Consider the following 26,117-nt stretch of genomic DNA (forward strand, 5'->3'; position numbering starts at 1 on the left):
TGGTACCAGTACAGCAGCATCGAGCCGAAGCTGGCCATCAGGCGGTCGGCGATCTCGCGCGCGCCGGTGACGTTGTGGTCGTCCTTCTCCGGTAGCACGGTGCCCAGCACCGAGCAGCCGGTGCGCAGCACGTCCATCGGATGAGTGGCGGCCGGCAACAGCTCCATCGCCGCCTTCACCGGCGCCGGCAGGCCGCGCAGGCGCTTCAGCCGGGCCTTGTAGTTCTGCAGCTCGGTCCAGGTCGGCAGCACGCCGTGCACCAGCAGGTAGGCCACCTCCTCGAAGCAGCCCTTGGCGGCCAGGTCATGGATGTCGTAGCCGCGGTAATGCAGGTCGTTGCCGCTGCGGCCCACCGTGCACAGTGCGGTGTTGCCGGCGGCGATACCGGACAGCGCCACGGATTTCTTGGCCTTGGGAAGGGTTTGCTCGCTCATGGGACATCTCCAGGGTGCGGAAGAGTACTTCTGAATTTTTGCGGGTGCCCGCTTGATTTTTGTAGGAGCCCGCTCGCGGGCGATGCTTTTGCTCTGACGCCTGTTGAAAGCAAAGGCATCGCCCGCAAGCGAGCTCCTACGAAAGAGGGTCAGCCTTTCTGATTGAACAAGGCGTCCAGCTTGTCTTCGTAGGCGTGATAGCCCAGGAAGTCGTACAGCTCTTCGCGCGTCTGCAAGGTATCGATGATGTTTTTCTGCGTGCCTTCGCGGCGCACCGTCTCGTAGAAGTTCAGCGCCGCCTTGTTCATGGCGCGATAGGCGCCGCAGCAGTACAGCGCGATGTCCACGTTGGCCGAACGCAGTTCGTCGGTGGTGAAGAACGGCGTGGAGCCGAATTCGGTGAGGTTGGCGAGAATCGGCACTTTCACCGCCGCCTTGAACTTGCGGTAGTCGTCCAGCGTCTTCATCGCTTCCGGGAAGATCATGTCGGCGCCGGCGTCCACATAAGCCACCGCACGCTCGATCGCCGCGTCGATGCCCTCCACTGCCGCGGCGTCGGTGCGCGCCATGATGACGAAGCCCGGGTCGGTACGTGCATCGACCGCGGCCTTCACGCGATCGACCATTTCCTCCTTCGACACCACTTCCTTGCCGGGACGATGGCCGCAGCGCTTCTGGCCGACCTGGTCCTCCATGTGTACCGCAGCCACGCCGATGCGCTCGAAATTGCGGATGGTGCGCGCGATGTTGAAGGCGCCACCCCAGCCGGTATCGATATCCACCAGCAACGGCAAGCCGGTGGCGTCGACGATGCGGCGCGCGTCGGTGAGCACGTCTTCCATCGTGCTGATGCCCAGGTCCGGCATGCCCAGCGAATTGGCGGCCACGCCGCCGCCGGAGAGATACAACGCCTGGTAGCCAACGCGCTTGGCCATCAGGCCGGCGTAGGCGGTGATCGCGCCGATCACCTGCAGCGGCTGCTCGGCGGAAAGGGCGGCGCGGAAACGGGCGCCGGCGGAGTCGCGTGGGGACATGATCATTCTCCGAAACATTCTATTGTAGGCGATGCGCCCATCCGGCCATGCCGCGGTGCACGAAGCGTTTCGGCCCGATACGGGTCCCGGCAAACCCGGCCACCGGCGCGGAAAACGCACATCGCACACCTGCATCGATGAAAGCGGACCCTACTGTGCCGCCGACGAACATATTGATCAATCTTGATCCCATCGATCAATATGTCACTCATGCATACGGACTACCTTTCCGCACGAACCGCCGCGGCCCGACTCGGCGTCAGCCTGGCTACGCTGTACGCCTACGTCAGCCGCGGCAAGATCGATTCGCGCCCCGGCCCGGACGGACGCAGCCGCGAATATCGCGCCGAAGATGTCGAGCACCTGATCGAATTGCGCCAGGCAGGGCGCGGCGCGGCGCAAGGTGCCGCACACAGCCTGACCTGGGGATTACCGGTACTGGAAACACGGATCTCGCTGATCCGCCCGCATGGCCAGTATTACCGGGGCCGTTCGGCCATCGAACTGGCCGACTCTGGTGCCAGCCTGGAAGACGTTGCACGACTGCTGTGGGAAAGCGCCGACGACGATCCGTTCGCCATTTCGCCGCCGTCCACCTGGCCCAAACCCGTGGCCACGTTGTTGCGGCAAGCCGACCTGTCGCCGCTGGAACGCACCATGGCATCGCTGCCATTGCTGGCCTTGACGGCACCCCACCCGCACAGCACCGACGCCGCCCAACGCCGTATCGGCGCCGCCCGCCTGCTGCGCGAAACCGCTGCCCTGCTCTGCGCCGTGCAACCCGGCCGGCAACCGATCCATCAACTCATCGCCAATCACTGGAAGCGCGACGACCCGCGCCTGCCCGGGTTGGTCCGCGCCGCGCTGGTGCTGTGCGCCGACCACGAACTCAACGCCTCCGCGTTCGCCACACGCGTGGCCGCTTCGACCGGCGCCAGCCTGCACGCGGCGGCCTGTGCCGGCCTGGCGGCGCTGTCCGGCCCGCAACACGGCGGTGCCACCGCGCGCGCCCACGCGCTGATCCAGCAAACCCTGCTCGAACGCGACCCTGCCGGTTATGTGCGCGAACGCCTGCGCCGTGGCGAAGAGCTTCCCGGCTTTGGCCACCCGCTGTATCCGGACGGCGATCCGCGCGCAGCACTGCTGCTGCGCATGCTGGCCGACTCGCGCCCGCGCCCCGCCGAATCGGTGCGCATCCAGCGCCTGGTCGATGCCGTCAACGACAACGACGGCCGCGCGCCCAGCCTGGATTTCGCGCTGGCGGCGATTGCCTCGGTGTACGCCTTGGGCGCGGATGCGGCGTTGTCGCTGTTTGCCGCCGGGCGCATGGCCGGCTGGCTGGCGCATGCACTGGAGCAACAGGAGAACGGCGGATTGATCCGCCCCCGCGCGAACTACGCCGGCACCATGCCGGCGCGACGCGACTGAGGCACAGCGCCACACGTCGATTCGCATTGCCGCACTTGTCCGTGCCGATGATGGCCCCAGTTCATGGAATGCGCGCCCGCCCGGGGTTCGCACGATGTGCCCGCCCGGCCAAGCCGGATACCTGCGGTGGCACGCAGGCCATCGATAGCCTGCATCAATGCACATCATCCCAACAATCAATTGGACGTATCGATTCAGATCCCTACAATTGACTCCATCAACCACCCACCACACGGAGATCCGCAGTGTCTTTGATCAACACCGAAATCAAGCCGTTCAAGGCCCAGGCTTTCAAGAATGGCCAATTCCTCGAAGTGACCGAAGCCAACCTGAAGGGCAAGTGGTCCGTCGTGTTCTTCTACCCGGCAGACTTCACCTTCGTCTGCCCGACCGAGCTGGAAGACCTGGCTGACAACTATGCCGAGTTCCAGAAGCTGGGCGTGGAGATCTACAGCGTCTCGACCGACACGCACTTCTCGCACAAGGCGTGGCACGACACCTCCGACGCGATCAAGAAGATCCAGTACACCATGGTCGGCGATCCGACCGGCGCGATCACCCGCAACTTCGGCGTGATGATCGAGGAAGCCGGCCTGGCCGATCGCGGCACCTTCGTAATCGATCCGGAAGGCAAGATCCAGATCGTCGAAGTCAACGCCGGCGGCATCGGCCGTGACGCGTCCGAGCTGCTGCGCAAGGTCAAGGCCGCGCAGTACGTCGCCGCCCACCCGAACGAAGTGTGTCCGGCGAAGTGGAAGGAAGGCGAGAAGACCCTGGCTCCGTCGCTGGACCTGGTCGGCAAGATCTGATTTACCCGCGATAACGGAACCGGGCGTTGCAGCGCCCGGATTCCCCGATTCGCGTCATCCCAGCGAAAGCTGGGATCCAGTGACTTTACGCCACGTGACAAAGGCGCTGGATTCCAGCTTTCGCTGGAATGACGAGTACCGCGATTCCACCCACCCAAAGGATGTTTGTGCCAGCGGCTTGCGCCCGGCATCGCTCCCCCGCCTGCCGCCCCCTCCCCCGCAGGCGCAGGCCGCTCCCACAAGCGTCTCACCATCTTTCGATTTCCACGCATCCATCACTGGAGTGTTCGCCATGCTCGACGAAACCCTCAAAACCCAATTGCAGGCCTACCTGGAAAAGCTGGTGCAGCCGATCGAGCTGGTCGCCGCACTGGATGATGGCGACAAGTCGCGCGAACTGGACGGCCTGCTGCACGAGATTGCCGCGCTGTCGGACAAGATCAGCCTACGCCGCGACGACAGCGAAGCGCGCAAGCCCTCGTTCGCCATCAACCGCCTCGGCACCGACATCAGCGTGCGTTTCGCCGGCATCCCGATGGGCCACGAGTTCACCTCGCTGGTACTGGCCCTGCTGCAGGTCGGCGGGCATCCGTCCAAGGCGGCGGCCGAGACCATCGAACAGGTGCGCAATCTGGATGGCGAGTTCCGCTTCGAAACCTATTTCTCGCTGTCGTGCCAGAACTGCCCCGACGTGGTGCAGGCACTGAACCTGATGAGCGTGCTCAACCCCAACATCAAGCACGTCGCCATCGATGGCGCGCTGTACCAGGACGAGGTCGAGTCCCGCCAGATCATGTCGGTGCCCACCGTCTACTTGAACGGCGAAGTGTTCGACCAGGGCCGCATGAGCCTGGAGCAAATCCTGGCCAAGATCGACACCGGCAGCGCGGCACGCGAAGCCGAGAAGATCAAGACCAAGGACGCGTTCGACGTGCTCGTCGTCGGCGGCGGTCCGGCCGGCGCGGCCGCGGCGATCTACGCCGCGCGCAAGGGCATCCGCACCGGCGTGGCAGCCGAACGTTTCGGCGGCCAGGTGCTCGATACCATGGGCATCGAGAACTTCATTTCGGTCGACTACACCGAAGGCCCCAAGCTGGGCGCCGCGCTGGAACAGCACGTGCACGCATACGACGTGGACGTGATGAACCTGCAGCGTGCGACCAAGCTGGTGCCCGCCAGCGAATCGGCCAGCGGCCTGGTCGAGGTGCACCTCGAAAACGGCGCGAGCCTCAGCGCGAAGACGGTGATCCTCTCCACCGGCGCGCGCTGGCGGCAGATGGGTGTGCCAGGCGAAGACGAGTACCGCAACAAGGGCGTGGCCTACTGCCCGCATTGCGACGGCCCGCTGTTCAAGGGCAAGCGCGTGGCGGTGATCGGCGGCGGCAACTCCGGCGTCGAGGCGGCCATCGACCTGGCCGGCATCGTCGCCCACGTCACCCTGGTCGAGTTCGACAGCAAGCTGCGCGCGGACGAAGTCCTGCAGCGCAAGCTGCGCAGCCTGCCCAACGTCGACATCATCGTCAGCGCCCAGAGCACCGAAGTGCTCGGCGATGGCCAGAAGGTCAACGGACTGGTCTACAAGGACCGCACCGATGGCGTGATGCACAGCGTGGAACTGGAAGGCATCTTCGTGCAGATCGGCCTGTTGCCGAATACCGAGTGGCTGAAGGGCACGCTGGAGTTGTCGCCACGCGGCGAAATCGTGATCAACGATCGCGGCCAGACCTCGCTACCCGGCGTGTTCGCCGCCGGTGACGCCACCACCGTGCCGTACAAGCAGATCGTGATTGCGATGGGCGCCGGCTCCACCGCTGCACTGGCCGCGTTCGATCATCTGATCCGCACGTCGGCTCCGGTGGCAGAGACCGCTACGGCCTGAGGCTCTCAAGCCCCTCTCCCGCCGGCGACCAACGGGAGTCCCCTTGTGGGTGAGAGGGGTTGGGGCGAGGGTGCGTGCAAAGCGAGGCGTTACGCTTCGCCCGAACCCTCACCCGCCTGCCAGTGCCCTCTTCCTGCAGGCGAGGGGTCCCCCGATGGGTGGCAACGTCCGCCTGAATGCCTTAGGCACTGGAAGGCCGCCTCAACTCCCCTGATCCGGCCCCCGCGCCAGCGCCCGGCGAATCTCGTCCAGCGCCGACGGATCATCCAGCGTGGACAAGTCCCCCGGATCGCGCTGCTCCGCCAGCGCCTGCAATGATCGGCGCAGCAACTTGCCCGAGCGTGTCTTCGGCAACGCATTCACTACATACACACGCGACGGCTTCGCCACCCCGCCCAATTGATCCACCACGCATTGCTGCATGCCGCGCGCCGCGTCGGCTGCAACCCCTGCGTCCTGCTTCAAGGTAGCGAACACGATTGGCACCTGGCCCTTGATGGCATCCTTCACGCCGATCACCGCCGCCTCGGCCACCGCCGGATGGCCGGCGACGGACTCCTCGATTTCGCGCGTGCCCAGTCGATGCCCGGCCACGTTGATCACGTCGTCGGTGCGTCCAAGGATGAAGGTGTAGCCGTCCGCGTCGCGGATCGCCCAGTCCAGCGAGCTGTACAGCAGTTCGCGGAAGTGGCTGAAGTAGCTGTACACGTAGCGGTCGTCATCGCGCCAGATCGTGCTGAGGCAACCCGGCGGCAACGGCGGCTCCAGCACCAGTACGCCCTTGCTGCCTGCCGGCACCTCCTTGCCGGTACCCTCGTCGATCACCTTCATGCGATAACCCGGCGCCGGCAGGCCGGGGGAGCCGATCTTCGTCGGCTTCAGGTCCAGCCCGGGCATCAGCGTGATCGCCGGCCAACCGGTCTCGGTCTGCCAGTAGTTGTCGATCACCGGCACGCCCAGCGCATCGGTGATCCATTGCGCGGTCGGCTCGTCCAGCGGCTCGCCGGCCAGGAACAGCCACTTCAGCGCCGACAGGTCGTGGTCCTTCAGCCAATGCGCGTCCTGCTTCTTCAACACGCGAATCGCGGTGGGCGAGGAGAACATCGTGCGCACGCCGTACTGCTCGCACAGCTGCCACCACACCCCGGGATCGGGTCGCGTCGGCAGGCCTTCGTACAGCAACGAGGTCGCGCCACCGATCAGCGGACCGTAGACGTTGTAGGAATGCCCCACCGCCCAACCCACATCCGAGGTGGAGAACATCACCTGACCCGGCGCGATGTCAAATACGGTGCGGATCGACAACGCCATCGCCACCGCATAACCGCCGGTGTCGCGCTGTACGCCTTTCGGCTTGCCAGTGGTGCCCGAGGTATACAGCAGATAGCTGGGTTCGTTCGATTCCAGCCACACCACCGGCACCTCGGCGGTTTCGTGCTTTGCGCGCAGTTCGGCGTAATCCACGTCGCGCTTCGGCACGCGAATCATCTGCGGATCGAGTCCGCGGTCGACCAGCAGCACCCGCGGTGGCGGCGCCGAGGCCTCGTTCAGGGCCGCATCCACCAGCGGCTTGTACGGAATCACCTTGCCGCCGCGCATGCCGGCGTCAGCGGCGATCAGCAGCTTCGGCTGCGCGTCATCGATGCGCAGCGCCAGGTTGTGCGCGGCGAAACCACCGAACACCACCGAGTGGATCGCGCCGATACGCGCGCATGCCAGCATCGCGAACACCGCCTCGGCGATATTCGGCAGGTAGATCACCACGCGATCACCCTTGCCCACATCCAGCGATTGCAGCACCGCGGCAAACGTGTTCACTTCGCGATGCAACTGGCGATAGCTGAACTCGCGGGTCACCCCGGTCTCGCTGGAAATCGCCACCAGCGCGAGTTGCTCCGCGCGCTCGGCCAGGTGCCGATCCACTGCGTTGTAGCAGAGGTTGGTGGTGCCACCGACGAACCAGCGACGGAATGGCGGGTTGGACTGGTCGAGAATCTGCGTCGGCGGCGTCTCCCAATGAATACGCCGGGCCTGCTCGGCCCAGAACACCTCCGGTTGCTCGATCGACTGTCGATAGAACGTCTCGTAATCCATGACCCCGCCTCCGCTTGAAATCCCTGCCCAAGACTAGCCTCGCGCTCTCGTGGCGACAGCACGACAATGGTCGTAAACGTTACGCCTGAATTCCTCGCTCCGCTTGACCCTCACGCAACGTCAGCCCGCAGAGTGGTCACCACGCACCCAAGGAGAACCATCATGCAGCTCACTGTCGGCGAACTGGCGAAGCGTTGCGGACTTACCGTTCGCACCCTGCACCATTACGACGCCATCGACCTGCTGAAGCCTTCGGTGCGTTCCGCTGCCGGTTATCGGCTTTATGACCGCGCGAACGTCGAGCGCCTGCATCGCATCCAGGCGTTGCGTCAGCTCGGTCTGTCGCTGACCGACATCGGAATCGCCCTGTCCGGACCACAGGCACCGTTGGCCGAGGTGATCGACAAGCAGATCACGCAACTGGATCGCGAACTGACACAGGCCACGCGCCTGCGCCAGCAACTGCTCGCCTTGCGCGCGCAACTCGCGTCCGGACAGTCCCCCGACCTGGCCGACTGGCTGGATACGCTGGAGCTGATGACGATGTACGAGAAATATTTTTCGCCCGAGGAGCTGAAAGAACTGCCGCTGCTCACCGATCCCGGCACACAGGCACAATGGAGTGCCCTGGTCGCCACCTTGCAGGCGGCGATGGATCGCGGCGCCCAACCAGGTGACCCGGACGTGGACATGCTCGCCCTGCGCTGGATGGAAATGCTTGGCCGCGACACCGGACGCAACGCGGATCTTCTGATGCGCCTGCGCACAGTCAACGAACAAGAGCCACAGGCCCGCCAGCGCAGCGGCATTACCGAAGCGCTGGAATGCTTCGTGGAGAAGGCGGTCGTGGCTGCGAGACTGACGCTGTTCGCGCGCTATCTAAGCGAGCCAGAGATGGAATTTCTACGCGCGAACTACGGTCGTCAGATGTACGAGTGGCCGCCACTGATTGCAGACTTGCGCAAAGCGATGGACGCCGCGGTCCCCGTCGACTCCCCCCACGTACGGCAGCTGGCGCAACGCTGGATGACGCTGTTCCGCGCTTACGCCGGCGACAATCCGGCCACCCACGCACGTATTCGCGAGGCCTATGCGAGGGAGCCGGACCTGCGCAGTGGCAGCATGGTGGACGCAAGCCTGTTCGCCTATCTGCGCGAGGCGTTGGAGAGTATCCAAGCGACGAAGGATTGAACGACACCGCTTTGACCACCACACAGCAAAACACCCTACCCACAAGCTGGCATCCAGCAACCGCATAGCTCGAACACACGTGATCGTTGCTGGGTCCCGGCCTGCGCCGGGACGACGACCAGAAAAAACCGGGCCATTGCCCCGCCGGACACAAGAAGGGCGGCCGAAGCCGCCCTTCCCTTTCAACCAGGTGCGTCGCGCTTGCTTACTTCGCGAACAGGTGCTCGACGCCTGCACGCTCTTCGCGCAGTTCCTTTTGGGTCGCGTCGATGCGCGCCTGCGAGAACGCGTTGATCTCCAGACCCTGCACGATGGCGTACTTGCCATTCTTCACCGTCACCGGGTAACCGAAGATCACGCCCGGTGCGATGCCGTAGGAACCGTCGGACGGGATGCCCATCGAGACCCAGTCACCCTCGGCGGTGCCCAGCGCCCAGCTGCGCATGTGGTCGATCGCGGCCGAAGCGGCGGAGGCGGCCGACGAGGCACCACGCGCCTTGATGATGGCGGCGCCGCGCTGCTGCACGGTGGGGATGAAATCGCCCTCGTACCAAGCCTGGTCGACCAGCGACAGCGCCGGCTTGCCGTCCACGGTGGCGTGGTGCAGGTCCGGATACTGGGTGGAGCTGTGGTTGCCCCAGATGGTCATCTTCTTGACGTCGGTGTTGTGCTTGCCGGTCTTCTCGGCCAGCTGGCTCATCGCGCGGTTGTGGTCCAGGCGCACCATCGCGGTGAAGCACTTTGGATCGAGGTCCGGCGCGTTCTGCTGGGCGATCAGCGCGTTGGTGTTGGCCGGGTTGCCGACCACCAGCACCTTGACGTCGCGCTTGGCGTGGTCGTTCAACGCCTTGCCCTGCGGGCCGAAGATGGCACCGTTGGCTTCCAGCAGATCCTTGCGCTCCATGCCCGGGCCGCGCGGACGGGCACCGACCAGCAGCGCGTAATCCACGTCCTTGAAAGCCACGTTCAGATCGTCGGTGGCGACGATGCCGGCGAGGGTCGGGAACGCGCAATCGTTCAACTCCATCACCACGCCCTGCAGCGCGGGCAGCGCCGGGGTGATCTCGAGCAGGTGCAGGATCACCGGCTGGTCGGGACCGAGCATGTCGCCCGAGGCAATGCGGAACAACAAGGCGTAACCAATCTGGCCGGCGGCACCGGTAACGGCAACTCGAACGGGGGCTTTCATCATCTCATCTCCGGGAATGGGGATCGGGAAAAAGGAACCGGAAACGCGGGCCGGGCAGGATCGCCCGGCGCCCATTCCCGATTCACGGATTCAATTCAGTTCGGCAAAAAACTCCGCGATGCGGTCCAGGCCAGGCTGCAATTGTGCGGCCGGACACGTGTAGGAAATGCGCAGCGCGCGCGGCTCGCCAAAGGCCGAACCGGGGACGCAAGCCACGCCCTTGGCTTCCAGTAGCGCAGCACAGAGCTCCACGTCATTGGAAATCTTCGTGCCACCATGACTCATGCCAAACGCCACGGAAATATCCGGGAAGGCATAGAACGCGCCCTGCGGACGCGGGCAGCTGACACCGGGAATCGCGTTGAGCGCGGCCACCACTGTGTCTCGTCGCTCGGCGAATTCGATGCACTTGGCCTGCGATATGTCCTGCGGGCCGCTGAAAGCCGCCACGGCCGCGGCGGTGATCACTTCCGGCACGCTGGTAATGTGGTTGGAATTGAGCGTGGTGACCGCCTTGGCCACCGATTCCGGGCCAGCCATCAGGCCCACGCGCCAACCCGGCATGCCGTAGGTCTTGGAGACCGAATCGACGAAGATCAGCCGCTCGCGCAGCTCCGGCTGGGCAAACACGAAATTGTGGTAACCGATGCCGTCGAACACCATCGCGTTGTAGATGTCGTCGGTGATGATCCAGGTGTCCGGATGCTTTACCAGCACCGCGGCCAGCGCGGCGATCTCGTCGCGCGTGTAGACCATGCCGGTCGGATTGGACGGATTGTTGAACAGGAACACCCGCGGCTTGCGCGCCAACGCGGCGTCGAGTTGCGCAGGCGTCAACTTGTAGTTCTGTTCCGGGCCGCAATGCAGCACGTTGGCCTTGGCGCCCACGATGTCGGCGATGTCGCGATAGGTGGTCCAGTACGGTGCGGCAAAGGCGATCTCGTCGCCCTCGTCCAGCAATGCCTCGCACAGGTTGTACAGCACCTGCTTGGCGCCGATGCCGATCGACAGGTTGGCGTGGCCGTACCCGGAAAAACCCAGCGCCTCGATGTGCTTCAGGAACGCATCCAGCAGCGGCTCCGCGCCACGGTTGCTGCCGTACTGGCCGGAATCATGGGCCAGCGCCTCGCGCGCGGCGGCGTATACGTGCTCGCCGGGCAGGAAATTCGGTACACCGATGGAAAAGCTGATGATGTCGCGGCCGGCAGCCTTGAGCTGCTTCGCTTTCGCGGCAATCACCATGATCGCGCTGGGCTTGGCGCGACCGACACGCTGGGCAAGCTGGGGCATGACTTCCTCTTGAACCATGTGGAACGAGGCGCAGCCTCCCTGAAACGCAGGGGAGCCGGGATCGTGAACGAAGCCGAAAAACCGCGGGATTTTAGCATGCGGCGCTGCGGCATCCGATATTCGCGACATAAGTCGAAGCCGGAACCCCACCGGCCAGAGCCGGCTTCAAAGCCCCCGGCCGCCTCGCAGCGAGCCCGCGTTCCGAAAAATGCGGACTCCGGGGGATGCAATGGCCGCCCACCCATTGCATGATGGCGTTGCCGCCCGCCGCGTCACGCCGGTATCGGCAGGGGGAAGGGGCAGCGGCATCGGGCACGCAGGAGGCGGCGCCCACCACCGAAGGGGACCTGTACTACTCACCCGCAAGAGGACACACGGACATGCATTGGCTCTGGGTATTCATCGTCGGTCTGGTCGTTGGCATCATCGCCAAGCTCATTACCCCCGGGAAGGATCCGGGCGGCTTCATCATCACCGCCATCCTCGGCATCATCGGCTCGGTGCTCGCCACCTGGGTGGGCGAACGGCTCGGCTGGTGGCCGGCTACCGGTCTCATGCATTTCATTGCATCGATCGTCGGCGCGATCATCCTGCTGGTGATCTATCACGCCGTGTTCAAGCGCAACGCCACTTCGTAAGGTCGTACGCACCGGCGGAGCACCTCGCTCCGCCGGTGCGCCTCAATGTGGATCAGGCGCCCGCGCCGCCGAACAGCTTGCCGGCCAGGCCTTCCAGCGCGCCCAGATTCAGACCGCCACCCTGCCCCTGGGCCGGCACCTGGCCATCCGGGGTGAGGTGGTCCACCGCGTGCGGAAGAATCTGCGAAAGCTGGCCCATCAGCTGGCTCGGGTCGACGCCGAGCTTGCCGGCCGCTTCCTGCACCACCGAACCCAGGCCGCCGTTCTGCAGCGCCTGCCCCAGCTGGTCGCCGGACACCGGCTGGTTGGAGCCGGTACCAACCCACGACTGCACCGCTTCGCCCAGTCCGTGCTGCTGCAACATGCCGACCAGGCCCTGGACACCGCCAGCCTTCTGGATCAGCTCACCCGCCACCGAAAGCAGTGAACCGCCGCCCGCTGCGTTGCCTTGCGCTCCGCCAATCAAATCATTGAGAAAGGACATCGCCATACTCCATGTGGGTCATTGAAATGAGTCGAACCGTCCGACCCCGGGCGCCACGCTCGTGACGACTCCCCGGATGGCCGTCTCCACGACGGCAGCGATGGCATAACCATGGCTTTCGGACGGGCCGGCACCGGTTTAGCACAAGCGCGACGGCGTTGCGCTCGGAATATTCCCAAATCGGCCATGCGGAGACGTGGAACAGCGTTTCAGGGCGCGGTTGTCGTCGAATCTCGCAATTCCAGCGAATACGGCACCTGCACCAGTTTCCCCGGACCGCGGCCACGCAGGGTATCCAGCAACTGCATGGCGGCGACCCGCCCCATCTCCCGGCTGGGTTGGCGAACCGTGCTCAGCGCCGGCCACAACTGGCTGGCCAACGGGGTGTCGTCGAAACCGCAGACGGACAGGTCGCGCGGCACCTTGAGGCCATACTCGCCCGCTACCCACATCACGCCGGCGGCCATGTCGTCATTGGCCGCGAACACGGCGGTCGGGCGCTTTTTCTTGAGTGCCAGCAATTCGCGCGCCGCCGTCACGCCGGAACCGAAGGTAAAGGCGCCTTGCACGATCAACGCCGGGTCTTCACGCAGGCCGGCGGCAGCCAGCGCGTCGCGGTAGCCGGCCAGGCGCCAGCGGCTGGCACCATGGCTGGCAATGCCCAGCACATGGGCAATCCGTGTGTGGCCCAGCGAAACAAGGTGTTCCACCATCGCCCGCGCTGCCTCGCGTTCGTCCATGAATACGCCAATGCGGCCGCGATGCTTCATCGGCGACACGCAGGCATTCGGCACTTCGCGCTCGCTCAGGCGCTTCAGCAACGGTGCGTAATCGGTGATCGGCGGGGTCAACACCACGCCATCGGGATGATGATGCGAGATCAACGCGTCGACGCGGCTGATGAAATCGCTGCCACCGATGCGCAACGGGCGCACCATCATGCTGTAGTGGTGCTCGTCGCAGGCTTCCAGTACGCCATCCTGGATTTCGGCCAGGTAGGACGAGGTGGGGTTGTCGTTGTTGTCGTACAGCATCGCCACCAGGAACGAGCGATTGCCCGCCAGGCTGCGTGCCGAAGGGTGCGGGTGGTAGTCCATCGCCTCCATGGCGGCCAGCACGCGCTTGCGTGTCTCGTCCTTGACGTTGGCCTCGTCGTTGAGCACGCGTGACACCGTCTTGGGCGAAACACCCGCCTCGCGCGCCACATCTTCAAGACGAACTCGCATGGATTCTCCCTTCACTGCCGCACCCCGCCCCGCGACCGGCAGCCGCGGGACGGAACGAACCTGGCTCAGCCGCGTGCGTCCAGCACCTTGTTCCATTCCTGCACGCGGTCGGCCTGCGCGGCCAGCAACGCATCCACGTCGCCTTCCACGGTCACCTTCTCGATGGCGTCGCCCTGGCGGATCGCATCGACCACCGCCTGGTCTTCCGCGCCGACCACTTCGCCGAACACGCTGTGCTTGCCGTCCAGCCACGGCGTGGCGCCATGGGTGATGAAGAACTGGCTGCCGTTGGTGCGCGGACCGGCATTGGCCATCGACAGCACGCCCGGCTTGTCATGCCGCAGCGAGGGATGGAACTCGTCCTCGAACTTGTAACCCGGGCCGCCGGTGCCGGTGCCCTGCGGGCAGCCGCCCTGGACCATGAAGTCGGCGATCACGCGGTGGAACGACAGGCCGTCGTAATAGCCACGCTTGGCCAGGTTGACGAAACTGGCCACCGTCACCGGGGCCTTGTCCTCGTGCAAACGCAGGTGGATCGGGCCGCGGCCGGTTTGCATGGTGACGTTGATGGTCATCGGGAATCCTTGCTGGGGGCTGGAAACGCACCGGGCAGCGCCGGCACAACAGCTGCCAAGGATAACGCTTCAGAGCCGATTTATGCTCCCCGGGCACGATCGGCCGGCAGGCCTTCACGAGGCCCCGTCACGCCATCGTGACGTGAATCGGGCAGATTGCCGCACAAGTCCGTATAATTGACCGATTCACCCTCGTCAAAACTCAGCGAGACGGCTCACAGGCCGCCCGGGTCCTTTTCCCATGTCCATCGAAAACTTGCGCAATATCGCCATCGTCGCCCACGTCGACCATGGCAAGACCACCCTCGTCGACTGCCTGCTCAAGCAGTCCGGCACGCTGGCCGAGCGAACGGTGCTGGCCGAGCGCGTGATGGATTCGAACGACCAGGAAAAGGAACGCGGCATCACCATCCTGGCCAAGAACACCGCCATCACCTGGCAGGGCAACCGCATCAACATCGTCGACACCCCGGGACATGCCGACTTCGGTGGCGAAGTGGAGCGCGTGCTGTCGATGGTCGACACCGTGCTGATCCTGGTCGACGCGATGGACGGCCCGATGCCGCAGACCCGTTTCGTGACACAGAAGGCGTTCGCGATGGGCTTCAAGCCGATCGTGGTGATCAACAAGGTCGACCGCCCCGGCTCGCGCCCCGAGTGGGTGGTGGAACAGGTGTGGGACCTGTTCGACCGTCTCGGCGCCACGCCGGAACAGATGGACTTCCCGATCGTCTACGCCTCGGCCCTGAACGGCTATGCCGGCCTGGACGAAAACGTGCGCGAAGGCGACATGACCCCGCTGTACGAAGCGATCATGAAGCACGTGAGCAAGCCGGACGTGGACCCCGAGGGCCCGTTCCAGATGCGCATCAGCCAGCTCGACTACAACAGCTTCGTCGGCGTGATCGGCATCGGTCGCATCCAGCGCGGCACCATGAAGAAAGGCATGCCGGTCGCGGTGATCGATCGCAATGGCAAGAAGCGCCAGGGCAAGATCATGCAGGTGCTGGGCTTCCTGGGCCTGGAGCGGATCGAGCAGGACAGCGCCGAGGCCGGCGACATCGTGGCCATCTCGGGCATTGCCGACCTGACCATTTCCGATACCGTCTGCGCGCTGGACACGCCCGAAGCGCTGCCCGCGCTGACCGTGGACGAGCCGACCATCAGCATGACCTTCCAGGTGAACAATTCGCCGTTCGCCGGCAACAAGGATCTCTCCGGCGGCAAGTTCCTCACCAGCCGCCAGCTGAAGGACCGCCTGGACCGCGAGCAGGTGCACAACGTGGCGCTGAAGGTCGAGCAGGGTTCGGATGCCGACAAGTTCCTGGTTTCCGGCCGCGGCGAGCTGCACCTGTCGGTGCTGATCGAGAACATGCGCCGTGAAGGTTACGAGCTGGCCGTGTCGCGCCCCGAAGTCATCATCAAGGAAATCGACGGCAAGAAGATGGAGCCGATCGAGCAACTGGTGATCGACGTGGAAGAAATCCACCAGGGCCCGGTGATGGAGCGCATCGGCATCCGCAAGGGCCAGCTGAAGAACATGGAGCCCGACGGCAAGGGTCGCGTGCGCCTGGAATACATGATCCCGGCGCGTGGCCTGATCGGCTTCCAGAACCAGTTCAAGACCCTGACCCAGGGCTCGGGCCTGCTGTTCCACGTGTTCGACCACTACGGTCCGAAGGAAGACGGCCAGATCGCCAAGCGCGCCAACGGCGTGATGATCGCCAACGCCGGCGGCACCACCCCGGCCTACTCGCTCGGACCGTTGCAGGAGCGCGGCAAGCTGTTCGCCGCCGAAGGCGACAACGTGTATGAAGGCCAGCTGGTCGGCATCCACGCCAAGGACAACGATCTCACCGTCAACGTGATCAAGCCCAAGCCGCTGACCAACATGCGCGCCTCCGGCAAGGACGACGCGATCCAGCTGACTCCGGCGACCAAGTTCTCGCTGGAGCAGGCACTGGACTTCATCGACGACGACGAACTGGTCGAAGTCACCCCGAAGGAAATCCGCCTGCGCAAGAAGCACCTGACCGAGAACGATCGCAAGCGGGCTTCGCGCGGCGGCTGATCGGAGCCTGATCTCGGTGAAACGAAAAAGCCGCTCGATGAGCGGCTTTTTCGTGGGGACCTACTTCAGCGCCTGCTCAACGGCCTGTCGCATACCGGCACACAACGAGGCACCACTCGGTGGGCAGGACGTCGAAGCGTTTTGCTTGATCTTGTTCAGGTCATCCGTGTCCAGCGTGCTGTTGATATGGTTCAACACGAAAGCACGCAAAGCAGGCTCTCGCTGGATAAGCGCCTGAAGTTTCGGCAAAGTGCCCCACTGGTTTGCGAGCAGATGCGCCACAGCATCGGAACTGCCTTCCGCAATGCCGCCGTCATCGCACTGGCGATACTCCCTGAAGAAACGATCAACCGCCGCCCAGTCGTTGAGCTTGTCCACCATCGCATCCGCGGCCGCGGCCTGCGCCGGTCGACAAGCCTGCGCCGGCGCAGGCCGCGGATGGGCTTGCACACACCCCGCCATGAGAACCAAGCCCGGAAGAAGCATGGATTTACGGATGGACATGGGCAACTCCAAGACGGGCATGGCCCGCATGCGCGGATGACTGGCTGTTGCCACTGATCACGATCATCGTCAACGGATCGCCCGCCATGAAGTCCTTGATGCTTTTCATCGCGGCATCCGAAGTGCGGATACAACCCATGGTCGGATGTTGCGGCCCGGGAAGATGACGGGCGTTGGCGCGTCCCGAATGCACCCCTACGCCAACATGTCCGGGTACGTTGAAACGAACGATGCCATAGGAACCATAAGGGCCGTTCGGATCAGCCGCGTGGGGATGCGGTCTTGCCGTATCGACAACCGCATAGGTGCCATCCGGGATATGCGGCTGGATGGTGGCATGACTATCGATGTTGTTGTAAGCCGTCCACGTACCGACAACCTTGCCTTGCCTGTCCACCAGCATGAGTTGATGTTGCGCACCATTGAACTTGAGCTTCGACATACCTGTCTCTCCTTGCTTGCACTTCGGAAGTCTCCCTGTGCCAAAAGGAATTCGTCAAGACAATCGCGTCATTGCCAAATCCGCTCCATGATCCACTTCACACTTCCCGGCGTGCAAATCAGCCGTCGCTCAAGCGCTCCACGCCCTTGATCGGCGCGCTTTCGACACGATGCAGGTCGAACACCAGCAGTTCGTTGTCGCCCTTGTGCAGCCATGATGCCGGGCAATACAGGCGCTGCTGCGGGCCGATCTTCCAGTAGCGTCCGAGCAGGTTGCCATTGACCCACAGGTAACCCTGGTCCCACGCGCTCATGTCGATGTAGCTGTCGCCCATGTTGTCCAGATGCAGCTTCGCCTTGAAGAACACGCCGGGTCGCGTGGGCACTTCGCGCAATGGCCTCAAGCTGGCCACGTAGCGCTCGTCTAGCGGCAGGCTGTAGGCCTGCCAGTCACGCAGTTCGCGACCATCAAGATGCACCGCGCCGACGATGCCCTTGCGATCGGACATGGCCTGGCCATAGCCGACATGGCCGAAGCTGTCGACCAGGATATCGAGATCACCCGTACCCGCGGGCAGGTCGAGCGGACGCTCCACCGGCAGGCCAGCCTGCTGCAGGCGCGAGATGTCGCCGACGTGGCGACCGCCATGGAGCACGCTGGCGTAGTCGCGCACGCCCTCGATCGCCAGCTTGCCGCCGCCATCGAGCGGCTTGCGATACAGCACCATGCCGTGGTCTTGCGCGAACAGCAGTTCATTGGGCTGCGGCTGCGCGACGCGCTTCGCCGACGGCAGGTTCTCCCACAACGAGGCGCAGGGCTTTGCGCTGACCGCATCGAAGCGGATCACCGGTGGTGCCGCCGGAATCTCCGGCAGCGGCTTCGGTGCATGCGCGGCCAGCATCGCGCGAAAGCGGTGATAGTCCGCCGTCGGCTCACCGCGTTCGTTGATCGGTGCACCGTAGTCGTAGCTGGTGATCACCGGCTCGAAGTGCGAATAGTCATTGTGGGCATTGGCACCCGCGCCGAAGCCGAAGTTGGTGCCGCCATGCACCACGTACAGGTTGAACGAGCGCCCCTCTTCGAGCAGCTTGCGCAAGACGGGGGCGAAGTCGTTGCTGGCGAAGTCCTTGTCGCCCCAATGGGTAAGCCAACCCGGATAACCCTCGCCCATCCATACCGGCATCTCGCCTGCAATCGGCTGGGCACCGGCAAAGTCGGTATCGCCATCCAGCCCCAACGCGGCACCAGGCAGATACGTGCCCTCCTTGCGGATCTGGCCCAATCCGTCGGAGATGGAGAAAGGCCCTTCCACGCCACGCTCGCGCCACATCGTGCGCAACGTCTCCAGGTAACCGAGATCGCTGCCGAACGAGGCGTACTCGTTCTCCACCTGCACCACCAGGATTGGGCCGCCACGATTGACCATCAACGGGGCAATGTGCGGCGCAATCGCATCCATGTAGCGGCGCACCGCCGCCATGTAATGCGCATCGTCGCGATGGCGCACGCGGATGCCCGGCGTGCGCAACAGGTACGGCGGCAGGCCACCGAAATCCCACTCGCCGCAAATGTACGGACCCGGACGCAGGTACACCCACATGCCCTCTTCCTGGCACAGGCGGATGAAGTGCGCGAAGTCGCGACTACCCGTCTTCAGATCGAACACGCCCGGCTCCGATTCCAGCGCATTCCACATCAGATAGATCGAAATCGTGTTGAGCCCCATCGCCTTCGCCATGCGAATGCGGTGCCGCCAGTATTCGGCGGGGATGCGGATCGGGTGCATCTCGCCGCTCAAGATCTGGAACGGCTTGCCGTCAAGCAGGAACTGCTGCGATGAAAGCTCGAAGCGGTGCGCGCGGCCGTCCGGGCCACCCGCATGGACGGACCGAGCGACACCGGCGCGAGTACTCCAATTCGCCCCCAGCGCCAACGGCGCCAGCACACTCAGTTGCAGAAAGGTTCGTCGTTGCATGCGGTTCTCTCCACGGAAAATGTTCCGCGACGGCTTATCGGGCATGGGGCATCGACCTTCCTCCTCCGTGCGGCGGCGTCACCGGGTTCATGAGCGGCGCAAGCTCTACCGACTCGATGGTGGCCGGCAGGCGGTCGCCCTTGCGGAACGGCGCCACGGGGGTCAGTTCCACCTGCATCGCATACGGAAATACGCGCGGATCGCGGCTCACACGCAGGTCTGCCGTACCGTCGCCCGCCGGCAGCGCCAGCGTGTGGGGATGGCCGTCCACCCAGACATCCAGCTTCGCCCGCGCTTGCGCACCGCGGTAATGCACGGTCAGCGTGTCGTCGCCAGCGCCGACCTGCGCATGCCAGCGCAGCTTGTAGACGGTAGACGGATCGTTGTAGCCGTAGCCGTTGTAATTGAGGAAATGCTCGGCCTGTGCAGCTGCCAGATGCACATGGCCGTCAGCATCGGGAGCCACTGCATCGGGACGTACATGCAATTTGCCCTCGAACGGAATCGCCACCACGGGCATGTAGCCGGCGCCAGCGAGGTTTTCCACCTTGACGGTGGCACCCGACGCATCGACGGTCACGCTGCCGACGGTCGCCCGTGCATCGGCCAGCACACGCCCGCGGCCGAAGCGCGTGCCGACCACGCCGGGCAGGTGCAACACGCCATCGGCCGGTGGCTTCTCGACGAACAGGTACAGCGTGTGGGCACCGAGCGTGGCGTAGCCAAAGTTCAGTTTCGCGAACGGTGCGGCCCGCGTACCGTAGACCGCCGCGCCACGCGGCTTCAGCCATGTACCGATGCCACGCAACACGTCCGCTTCGTAGGGGACCACCGAGCCATCGCCTTCCGGGCCGATGTTGAGAATGTAATTGCCGCCGGCGCTGACTACCCGCACCAGCCGCGCGATGTTCTCGCGAATCTTGCCCTGCAGATCATTGCGCTGCTCCCATGAGCGGTAACCCCAGGTGTCCGGGAACATCGATGCTGGCGACTGCCATGGCTCTTCCATGCCCACGCCCGGCTCGCTGTTGTCGCCCATCACGCTGAAGTCGCCCTGGTGGTTCCATACGCGCCCGGACACCATCGTCTGCGGCTGCAGCTCGTGTACCGTGCGTGCGAAACGCGCGCTCTGCGCAGGCGTGGGCTTACCCATGTCGAACCAGACCTCGCTGATCGCACCGTAATGGCTCATCAGCTCGCGGATCTGCGCCACGTTGAAGTCGGCCTGCGCGGGCGTGATCGGGTTGTCGTTGTCGTCGCGGTACTGGCCATGCATCCAGTGCCAGTCGATGGTGGAGTAGTACACGCCGAACGGCATGTGCGCCCGCGCGCAGGCGTCGGCCAGCTCCTTCACCACGTCGCGCCTGTATGGCGTGGCATCGACGACGTTGTAGCGGTTCTGCGCAGTGTGGAACATCGCGAAGCCGTCGTGGTGCTTGGCGGTAAGCACGATGAACTTCATGCCCGCGGCCTTCGCCAGCGCCACGATGGCGTCAGGGTCGAACTTCACCGGGTCGAAGCGCTTCGCCAATGCCTCGTACTGGTCGATCGGCACCGGCGCGTGCGACTGGATCTGCTCGCTGTAACCGTTGGTGATCCGCCGGCCATCCCATACGCCGCCCAGCATCGAGTACAGGCCGAAGTGAATGAACAGGCCAAACTTGCGCGCCTGCCAGGCATGCACGGTAGCCGCGTCGGGACGTGGGCCGCCCTGCGGCAGCGGCAATGGCTGATCGGTGATCGTGGCGGGCGTGGCGAACGCGACCGCCGGCAGCAGCAGCGCCAGAGCCAGGGCCGCTCGTGCAATGGTGTTCATTCGTTGCTTTCTCCCAGATGGCGGTCACCGTACGGTACGCGACACGCCACTCAGGCCATGAGTATGTGCCCAGCGCAGCCAGATGGCAGGCCATTCGCTGCCATCGTGGCATCGCGCGACGCATCCTTGTAGACAGCGCGTTAACCCATCGTGGAAGTTCGCCGCGGCAAGGCACGGTAACAGGCCCGCGGCAGCTGTCAGCAAGCCGCGGGCCGGATCGATCATGCTCAGCCTCCGCTTGCCGGGGTCAGTTCCAGGGTCAGCACTTCGAACGGCGCCAGCTTGATCGTGCCGGCATGCTCGGCATCCAGCGTCTTCGGCACCTCACTGCCGCCGCTGTGCCACACGTCCTGCACGCTGAAATCGCGTACGGCACCTTGCGGAAGCTCCAGCTGGCGCTGCAGGTCGATCACGGCCATCTGCGGCTTGTCGTCCGGGTTGCGGAAAGTGACGATGGCTTTTTTCGGCGACCACGACGCCCAGCCGTAGACGTCCAGACGCCCGGGATCGCCACCGATCCAGTGCGTATCGCGCAGCACGTCGGCATTCGCGCGCGACCATTTCGCCGCCTGCGCCAGCGTGTCCCAGTCCTGCGTGCTGAGCAGCGACGGGGTGATGTACATCTCCTGCAGCTGCGTGCCGGTGGCGAAGTACGAGTGCACCTCGTTGGCGAAGTCGTGGCCCGGATCGGTGTTCAGGCGCTTGTTCATCTGCGCGTAGATGATGCCGTGGAGCATCAGCGAGTTGATCGGGAACAAGGGGCCCTTCACCACGATGTTCTCGTAGGTTTCCTTGTCGCGGTAGGTGATCCACTGCTCGCGTTCGGTGCCCACGCCGGCGTGCCAGTCATCCTCGCCGTCGCGCCAGATCGAATCGGCATAGCGCAACCAGAACGGCGATGCCCAGGTGCCGGTGGTGAGGTTGATGAAGGTGTTCGGCTTGTCCTTGCGGATGTCCTTGATCAACTGGATCGCCGCGGCGAAATCGCTGTTGAACAGGCTGCCGGGAAACACGCTGCTGACGTTGCCGGTGCCATCGAACTTGAACTGGTTGATGCCGTCCTGGTTCAGCAACTTCATCACCACGTCGTGGAAACGCTTGTAGTACTTCGGCCCGGACAGTTCGAAGCCGCCGGCATTGGTCTCGTAGCCGGCTGCCTTGCCGTTCGCCACGCGCTCCTTCCATGGCTTGCCGTAGCCACCCCACGGCGACAGCCACACGCCCGGCGCGGCCCCGTACTTCGCCGCCGCCTTGCGCAACGGCACGAAGCCGTGCGGGAAATCCTTGCTGAAATTCCAGCTGCCACTGCGGTCGTCCCAACCGTCATCGAACAGGAACGAATCCATCTTCACACCACGCTTCTCGACCAGCTCCCTGCCAAAGGTGTTGATGCGGTCCAGCGCTTCCGCTTCGGTATACGGGGTGAAGTAACCGATGTCGTACCACGAGTTGTAATGCAGGAACGGCCGGTACGGATGCGCGCGCTCACGTTCGACATACGTGGCGAAGTCGCGTCGCAACTGGCCCGCATGGGTCACGCCAGCCACGGCGGAGTAAGTCACCGACCTGCCCTTGCGCAACGGCAGGCTCTGGTTGATCCACAACTTGGCGACATTGCCCCATGCGCTGCTGTCGGACAGCGGCTGCTCGAAACCGAAGTAATCCGGCCCGGACACCACCGGCGAGCCCTGCACGGTGCCATCCACCATGGCGTCGGGCGCCTGGGTCTGCAGCAGTTCCAGTTTGCTGATGTGTTCATCCTGCTTCAGCGCCGTGACCGTCACCACTTCGCGCAGGTACTCCGAGCCTTCGCGCTGTACCAGCTTCCAGTCCACCCGGAAACGGCCACCAGCATCGCCGAAGCTGGCCTCGACCGACTGCCCGGGCAGTCGCGCGGCCAGCCGCGATGCCTTCGGATCGGCATGCAACGCCACCTGCTTCGGTGCGGCAAGCACATGCATGTCCGCCGCCGACAACGTGCTGCCGTCAGCCATCACCAAGGCGAACGGTGCAGTCACCTTGAACGAGCGATGGTTGAGTTTGTCGGTCAGCACCATCTGGCCCAGCTTCTGGCCAGTCAACGACCAGCTGGCTGAAATGGCCGCATTGCCAAAACTGGCGCTGTCGCCCTGCTGCTGGAAACGCGCCGCGCTGGTGGCATCGTGCGCCAGCGCCGCCACGCTGAACGAACCGGCCAGGCAAAGGGCCAGCGCCGTTTGCCGGAAGAAGGGGAATGCTGTCTTGCGCGGGGTTCGGGCTGGAAGAATCATCGACATGCTGAAATCTCTCGAACGATCCGGATATCGCCTGCGACTTATCCCTGTCCGCACGCGACGTCCTGTGAATTCATGTTCCGCCGTCATCCTGGGCGGAGAGCAGAGGGTGCGGGCAAAGCGAAAAACAAACAAACGACACCGCTCCACACTCCCCACGGCCGACCACGATCACCCCGGCAACTGCGCACGCTCCAGTGCCGCGATATGCCGTTCCAGTCGTGGCCCCAGATAGCAGTGCGAGCCGCATGAAAGCAGGCCGACCTCACGGAAGGCGCGCAAGTACCACGCCGGCGCGCGGGCATGAAAGCCTTCGCGGTCGCCGTCCACGTCATCGCGCGTGGTGAACACTTCCAGGAATGCGATGCCTTCCAGCATTTCGCCGATGCCGACCAGGCCGGCACGGATTTCCGCCGGCTTGAGGTAATGCAGTACGTCGGTGCACACGATCAGGTCGAAGCGCGTATCGAAGCGCAGCTCGGCGAGCTGGCCAAACGTCGCCAACCCGATGTTGCGGCTGCGGCCATAGCGCATTGCCACGTATTCGCTGGCATCAAGCCCGCGGTAATGAATGCCGGGTCGCAATGCACGCAGCGGCGCACGCCACGCGCCTTCGCCGCAACCCACGTCGAGCACGTTGCGGATCGGGCGGCCCAGGTAGTACTCGGCCTGCGCCACCACCATGGCCACCTTGCGCTTCAGCGCCGCCGTCGAGCCCACCGCGTGCTCGGAGTTGCGGTACCACTTGTCGAAATAGGCGCGGTCGTAAGTCTTGGGCATGGCGGGCTCCGGGTGAACACGCATGGTAGCGGCAGCCGCGACCCGCGGCGATGCAGATGAACCGCCACCGACCTGCCCAGGCTTCCCGCGGCGTTGCTGTCATCCGAATCATTGACCGCACGTTGATCAATGCCGAGACCTTTGCCAGGAACCGCCCTGCATGCGCCTTCCGCTTTTCTTCCGTCCATGGCGATACGTGATCGCACCCGGCATGGCGTGCCTGTTTGCAGCGACCACCGCCGTAGCGACAAGCGCCGCGCCCCTCGTCGTCACGGCAACCGGAAGCCCCGCACTGAGCCGCAGCGACATCGCCTGGCTGCGTCGCGATGGCTTCGGCCTCGACAGCGCTACCCTCGCCCGCTATCGCCAGCTCGGCCGCAAGCATTTCCTCGACGAACAACTAACGGGCAGCGACAGCTTGCCGCCACAGGTCGCCGCGCAGATCGATGCGTTCCCGGTGGTCAGCACGCCGCTGCCGGCGCTGTTGATCGACTACCGCGATCACTTCAAGCAGTACAAGAACACGCCGGCCGGTCCGGCCAAGGACGCGGCGAAGAAAGTCATCCAGAAGTATCGTCGCGACATCTACCTGCAGGCTGCACAGGCCGAAACGCTGCACGCGATCTACGGCAGCAACCAGCTCAAGGAGCAACTGGTGTGGTTCTGGCTCAACCACTTCAGCGTCTATGCGAACAAGGGCCCGGTGCGCGTGTTCGCCGCCGACTACGAGGAACACGTGATCCGCCCGCACGCACTGGGCAAGTTCAAGGATCTGGTGATGGCCACGCTGAAGAGCCCGGCCATGCTGGTGTTCCTGGACAACATGCACAACGTGAAGGGCAAGACCAACGAGAACTACGCGCGCGAGCTGATGGAACTGCACACGCTGGGCGTGGGCTCGGGCTACACCCAGCAGGATGTGCAGCAGCTGATGCGCATCCTCACCGGCGCCGGCCTGCTGCCACCGAAGTTCGCCGAACGCGCCATGCGCCAGCGCCCCGGCTTCGTGCGCGACGGCCTGTTCCTGTTCAACCCGAACAAGCACGACGACGGCAACAAGACCTTCCTCGGCCATGCCATCGCCGGCAATGGCTACGCCGAGATCGAGCAGGCGGTGGACCTGATCGTGCGCCAGCCCGCCTGCGCGCATTTCATCGCGCAACAGCTGGCCGAGTACTTCATCGATGACCAGCCGCCGCCCGCGCTGGTCGACGCGATGGCACGCACCTTCCAGCGCAGCGACGGCGACATTGCCGCGGTGTTGCGCACGATGTTCCTGTCCAAGGCCGCCGCCGCGCCGGGCGGACACAAGTTCAAGGACCCGATGCGCTTCGTGGTGTCCGCCATGCGCCTGAGCTACGACGGTCAGCCGATTCCCAACGCCGTGCCGCTGGTGAACTGGCTGCAGCAGATGGGCGAGCCGCTGTACGGCCGCATCACCCCCGACGGCTGGCCGCTGGATTCGGCCAGTTGGACCGGCTCGGGCCAGATGAGCAAGCGCTTCGACTTCGCCCGCGTGATCGGCAGCGGCCGCAACCGGTTGTTCATGGACAACGACGGCCACGCCGGTGCGGCGAATGATCCACGGCCTGGCCCGCCGGATATCCAGCACTCCGCGCTGTACCACGACGCGATTTCGCCCCGCCTGTCCGAGGCGACGCGCCACGCGCTGGCGCAGGCGAAATCACCGATGGAATGGAACACGTTTTTGTTCTCCTCACCCGACTTCAACTACCGCTGACGCTTGCCTCCCTCCCCTGCGAGCAGGGGAGGGTTGGGGTGGGGTCGGCTCTTGCAGCGGAAAGCTCACCCCTTCCCAGCCTCCTCCTGCACGCAGGGGGAGGAGCCAGAAACCAACATCGAGGTGCCCCATGAACCGATGGAACCGCTAACGCTTGTCTCCCTCCCCTGCACGCAGGGGAGGGTTGGGGTGGGGCCGGCTCTTGCAGCAGAAAGCTCACCCCCTCCCAGCCTTCCCCTGCACG

Annotated in this window: 21 protein-coding genes; 7 read left to right on the forward strand and 14 right to left on the reverse strand. The window is 64.5% G+C overall.

Annotated features, from left to right (window positions below; translation table 11 throughout):
* Both AB7849_RS00005 and prpB read right to left on the reverse strand, forming a co-directional pair.
* The coding region (locus AB7849_RS00005) for a citrate/2-methylcitrate synthase (protein WP_369500463.1) at positions 1-434 on the reverse strand (434 nt) is incomplete at its 3' end.
* Positions 435-583: 149 nt separating this feature from the next.
* Positions 584-1,468 (reverse strand): methylisocitrate lyase, encoded by an 885-nt coding sequence (gene prpB, locus AB7849_RS00010; RefSeq protein WP_008217354.1) that lies wholly within the window; start codon positions 1,466-1,468, stop codon positions 584-586.
* 210 nt (positions 1,469-1,678) lie between these two features.
* Between prpB and AB7849_RS00015 the strand changes: the two genes are divergently transcribed.
* From AB7849_RS00015 to ahpF, 3 genes are all read left to right on the forward strand, one after another.
* Positions 1,679-2,896 (forward strand): citrate synthase family protein, encoded by a 1,218-nt coding sequence (locus tag AB7849_RS00015; RefSeq protein WP_369500464.1) that lies wholly within the window; start codon positions 1,679-1,681, stop codon positions 2,894-2,896.
* Between the two features lie 245 nt (positions 2,897-3,141).
* Positions 3,142-3,705 (forward strand): alkyl hydroperoxide reductase subunit C, encoded by a 564-nt coding sequence (gene ahpC, locus AB7849_RS00020; RefSeq protein ID WP_008210168.1) that lies wholly within the window; start codon positions 3,142-3,144, stop codon positions 3,703-3,705.
* A 292-nt stretch (positions 3,706-3,997) separates the two neighbouring features.
* Entirely contained in the window at positions 3,998-5,584 is a 1,587-nt protein-coding gene (ahpF, locus tag AB7849_RS00025) for an alkyl hydroperoxide reductase subunit F (protein ID WP_008210166.1), read from the forward strand.
* Between the two features lie 201 nt (positions 5,585-5,785).
* Here the strand turns inward: ahpF and prpE are convergent, their stop codons facing one another.
* Positions 5,786-7,678, reverse strand: a complete 1,893-nt coding sequence (gene prpE / locus AB7849_RS00030; protein WP_008210165.1) for a propionate--CoA ligase — start codon at positions 7,676-7,678, stop codon at positions 5,786-5,788.
* Between the two features lie 162 nt (positions 7,679-7,840).
* On the opposite strand from prpE, the gene AB7849_RS00035 reads away from it, so the two are divergent.
* The gene (locus AB7849_RS00035) at positions 7,841-8,869 is read left to right on the forward strand and encodes a MerR family transcriptional regulator (protein ID WP_008210163.1); all 1,029 of its coding nucleotides are present in this window, start codon (positions 7,841-7,843) and stop codon (positions 8,867-8,869) included.
* Positions 8,870-9,074: 205 nt separating this feature from the next.
* Here AB7849_RS00035 and AB7849_RS00040 read toward each other — a convergent pair whose 3' ends face one another.
* Together AB7849_RS00040 and AB7849_RS00045 are read right to left on the reverse strand one after the other, a co-directional pair.
* A complete protein-coding gene (locus tag AB7849_RS00040) occupies positions 9,075-10,058 on the reverse strand; it encodes a malate dehydrogenase (protein ID WP_037099206.1) in 984 nt (327 codons plus the stop codon).
* A 90-nt stretch (positions 10,059-10,148) separates the two neighbouring features.
* On the reverse strand, positions 10,149-11,348 hold the full coding sequence (locus AB7849_RS00045) for an aminotransferase class I/II-fold pyridoxal phosphate-dependent enzyme (protein WP_369500465.1): 1,200 nt from the start codon (positions 11,346-11,348) through the stop codon (positions 10,149-10,151).
* 380 nt (positions 11,349-11,728) lie between these two features.
* Between AB7849_RS00045 and AB7849_RS00050 the strand changes: the two genes are divergently transcribed.
* Positions 11,729-11,986 carry a GlsB/YeaQ/YmgE family stress response membrane protein gene (locus AB7849_RS00050; protein WP_008210158.1) on the forward strand — a complete coding sequence of 86 codons (258 nt, stop codon included), beginning with the start codon at positions 11,729-11,731 and terminating at the stop codon, positions 11,984-11,986.
* A gap of 52 nt (positions 11,987-12,038) precedes the next feature.
* Here the strand turns inward: AB7849_RS00050 and AB7849_RS00055 are convergent, their stop codons facing one another.
* The 3 genes from AB7849_RS00055 to AB7849_RS00065 form a co-directional block, all read right to left on the reverse strand.
* Positions 12,039-12,470 carry a YidB family protein gene (locus AB7849_RS00055; RefSeq protein WP_008210157.1) on the reverse strand — a complete coding sequence of 144 codons (432 nt, stop codon included), beginning with the start codon at positions 12,468-12,470 and terminating at the stop codon, positions 12,039-12,041.
* 209 nt (positions 12,471-12,679) lie between these two features.
* Entirely contained in the window at positions 12,680-13,696 is a 1,017-nt protein-coding gene (locus tag AB7849_RS00060; protein WP_037099190.1) for a LacI family DNA-binding transcriptional regulator, read from the reverse strand.
* A gap of 65 nt (positions 13,697-13,761) precedes the next feature.
* Positions 13,762-14,271 (reverse strand): peptidylprolyl isomerase, encoded by a 510-nt coding sequence (locus AB7849_RS00065; protein ID WP_008210155.1) that lies wholly within the window; start codon positions 14,269-14,271, stop codon positions 13,762-13,764.
* Positions 14,272-14,512: 241 nt separating this feature from the next.
* On the opposite strand from AB7849_RS00065, the gene typA reads away from it, so the two are divergent.
* Positions 14,513-16,342 carry a translational GTPase TypA gene (gene typA, locus AB7849_RS00070; protein WP_008210154.1) on the forward strand — a complete coding sequence of 610 codons (1,830 nt, stop codon included), beginning with the start codon at positions 14,513-14,515 and terminating at the stop codon, positions 16,340-16,342.
* Positions 16,343-16,402: 60 nt separating this feature from the next.
* Here typA and AB7849_RS00075 read toward each other — a convergent pair whose 3' ends face one another.
* The 6 genes from AB7849_RS00075 to AB7849_RS00100 form a co-directional block, all read right to left on the reverse strand.
* A complete protein-coding gene (locus AB7849_RS00075; protein WP_157618049.1) occupies positions 16,403-16,846 on the reverse strand; it encodes a hypothetical protein in 444 nt (147 codons plus the stop codon).
* Positions 16,833-17,288, reverse strand: coding sequence for a L,D-transpeptidase family protein (locus AB7849_RS00080; RefSeq protein WP_008210150.1), 456 nt, complete (start codon positions 17,286-17,288; stop codon positions 16,833-16,835). Before AB7849_RS00080 ends, AB7849_RS00075 begins: the two co-directional genes overlap by 14 nt.
* A gap of 118 nt (positions 17,289-17,406) precedes the next feature.
* A complete protein-coding gene (locus AB7849_RS00085) occupies positions 17,407-19,263 on the reverse strand; it encodes a beta-galactosidase (RefSeq protein ID WP_369500466.1) in 1,857 nt (618 codons plus the stop codon).
* Between the two features lie 34 nt (positions 19,264-19,297).
* Positions 19,298-21,079, reverse strand: a complete 1,782-nt coding sequence (locus tag AB7849_RS00090; protein ID WP_008210147.1) for an alpha-L-fucosidase — start codon at positions 21,077-21,079, stop codon at positions 19,298-19,300.
* 227 nt (positions 21,080-21,306) lie between these two features.
* Complete coding sequence (locus tag AB7849_RS00095) at positions 21,307-23,355, reverse strand: enterotoxin (protein ID WP_008210145.1); 2,049 nt, start codon at positions 23,353-23,355, stop codon at positions 21,307-21,309.
* A 168-nt stretch (positions 23,356-23,523) separates the two neighbouring features.
* Positions 23,524-24,132 carry a class I SAM-dependent DNA methyltransferase gene (locus AB7849_RS00100; RefSeq protein ID WP_008210143.1) on the reverse strand — a complete coding sequence of 203 codons (609 nt, stop codon included), beginning with the start codon at positions 24,130-24,132 and terminating at the stop codon, positions 23,524-23,526.
* A 160-nt stretch (positions 24,133-24,292) separates the two neighbouring features.
* On the opposite strand from AB7849_RS00100, the gene AB7849_RS00105 reads away from it, so the two are divergent.
* The gene (locus AB7849_RS00105) at positions 24,293-25,873 is read left to right on the forward strand and encodes a DUF1800 domain-containing protein (protein ID WP_008210142.1); all 1,581 of its coding nucleotides are present in this window, start codon (positions 24,293-24,295) and stop codon (positions 25,871-25,873) included.
* Positions 25,874-26,117 lie beyond the last annotated feature (244 nt).

The organism is Rhodanobacter sp. FW021-MT20 (genome assembly GCF_041107475.1).
Classification (GTDB): domain Bacteria; phylum Pseudomonadota; class Gammaproteobacteria; order Xanthomonadales; family Rhodanobacteraceae; genus Rhodanobacter_A; species Rhodanobacter_A glycinis.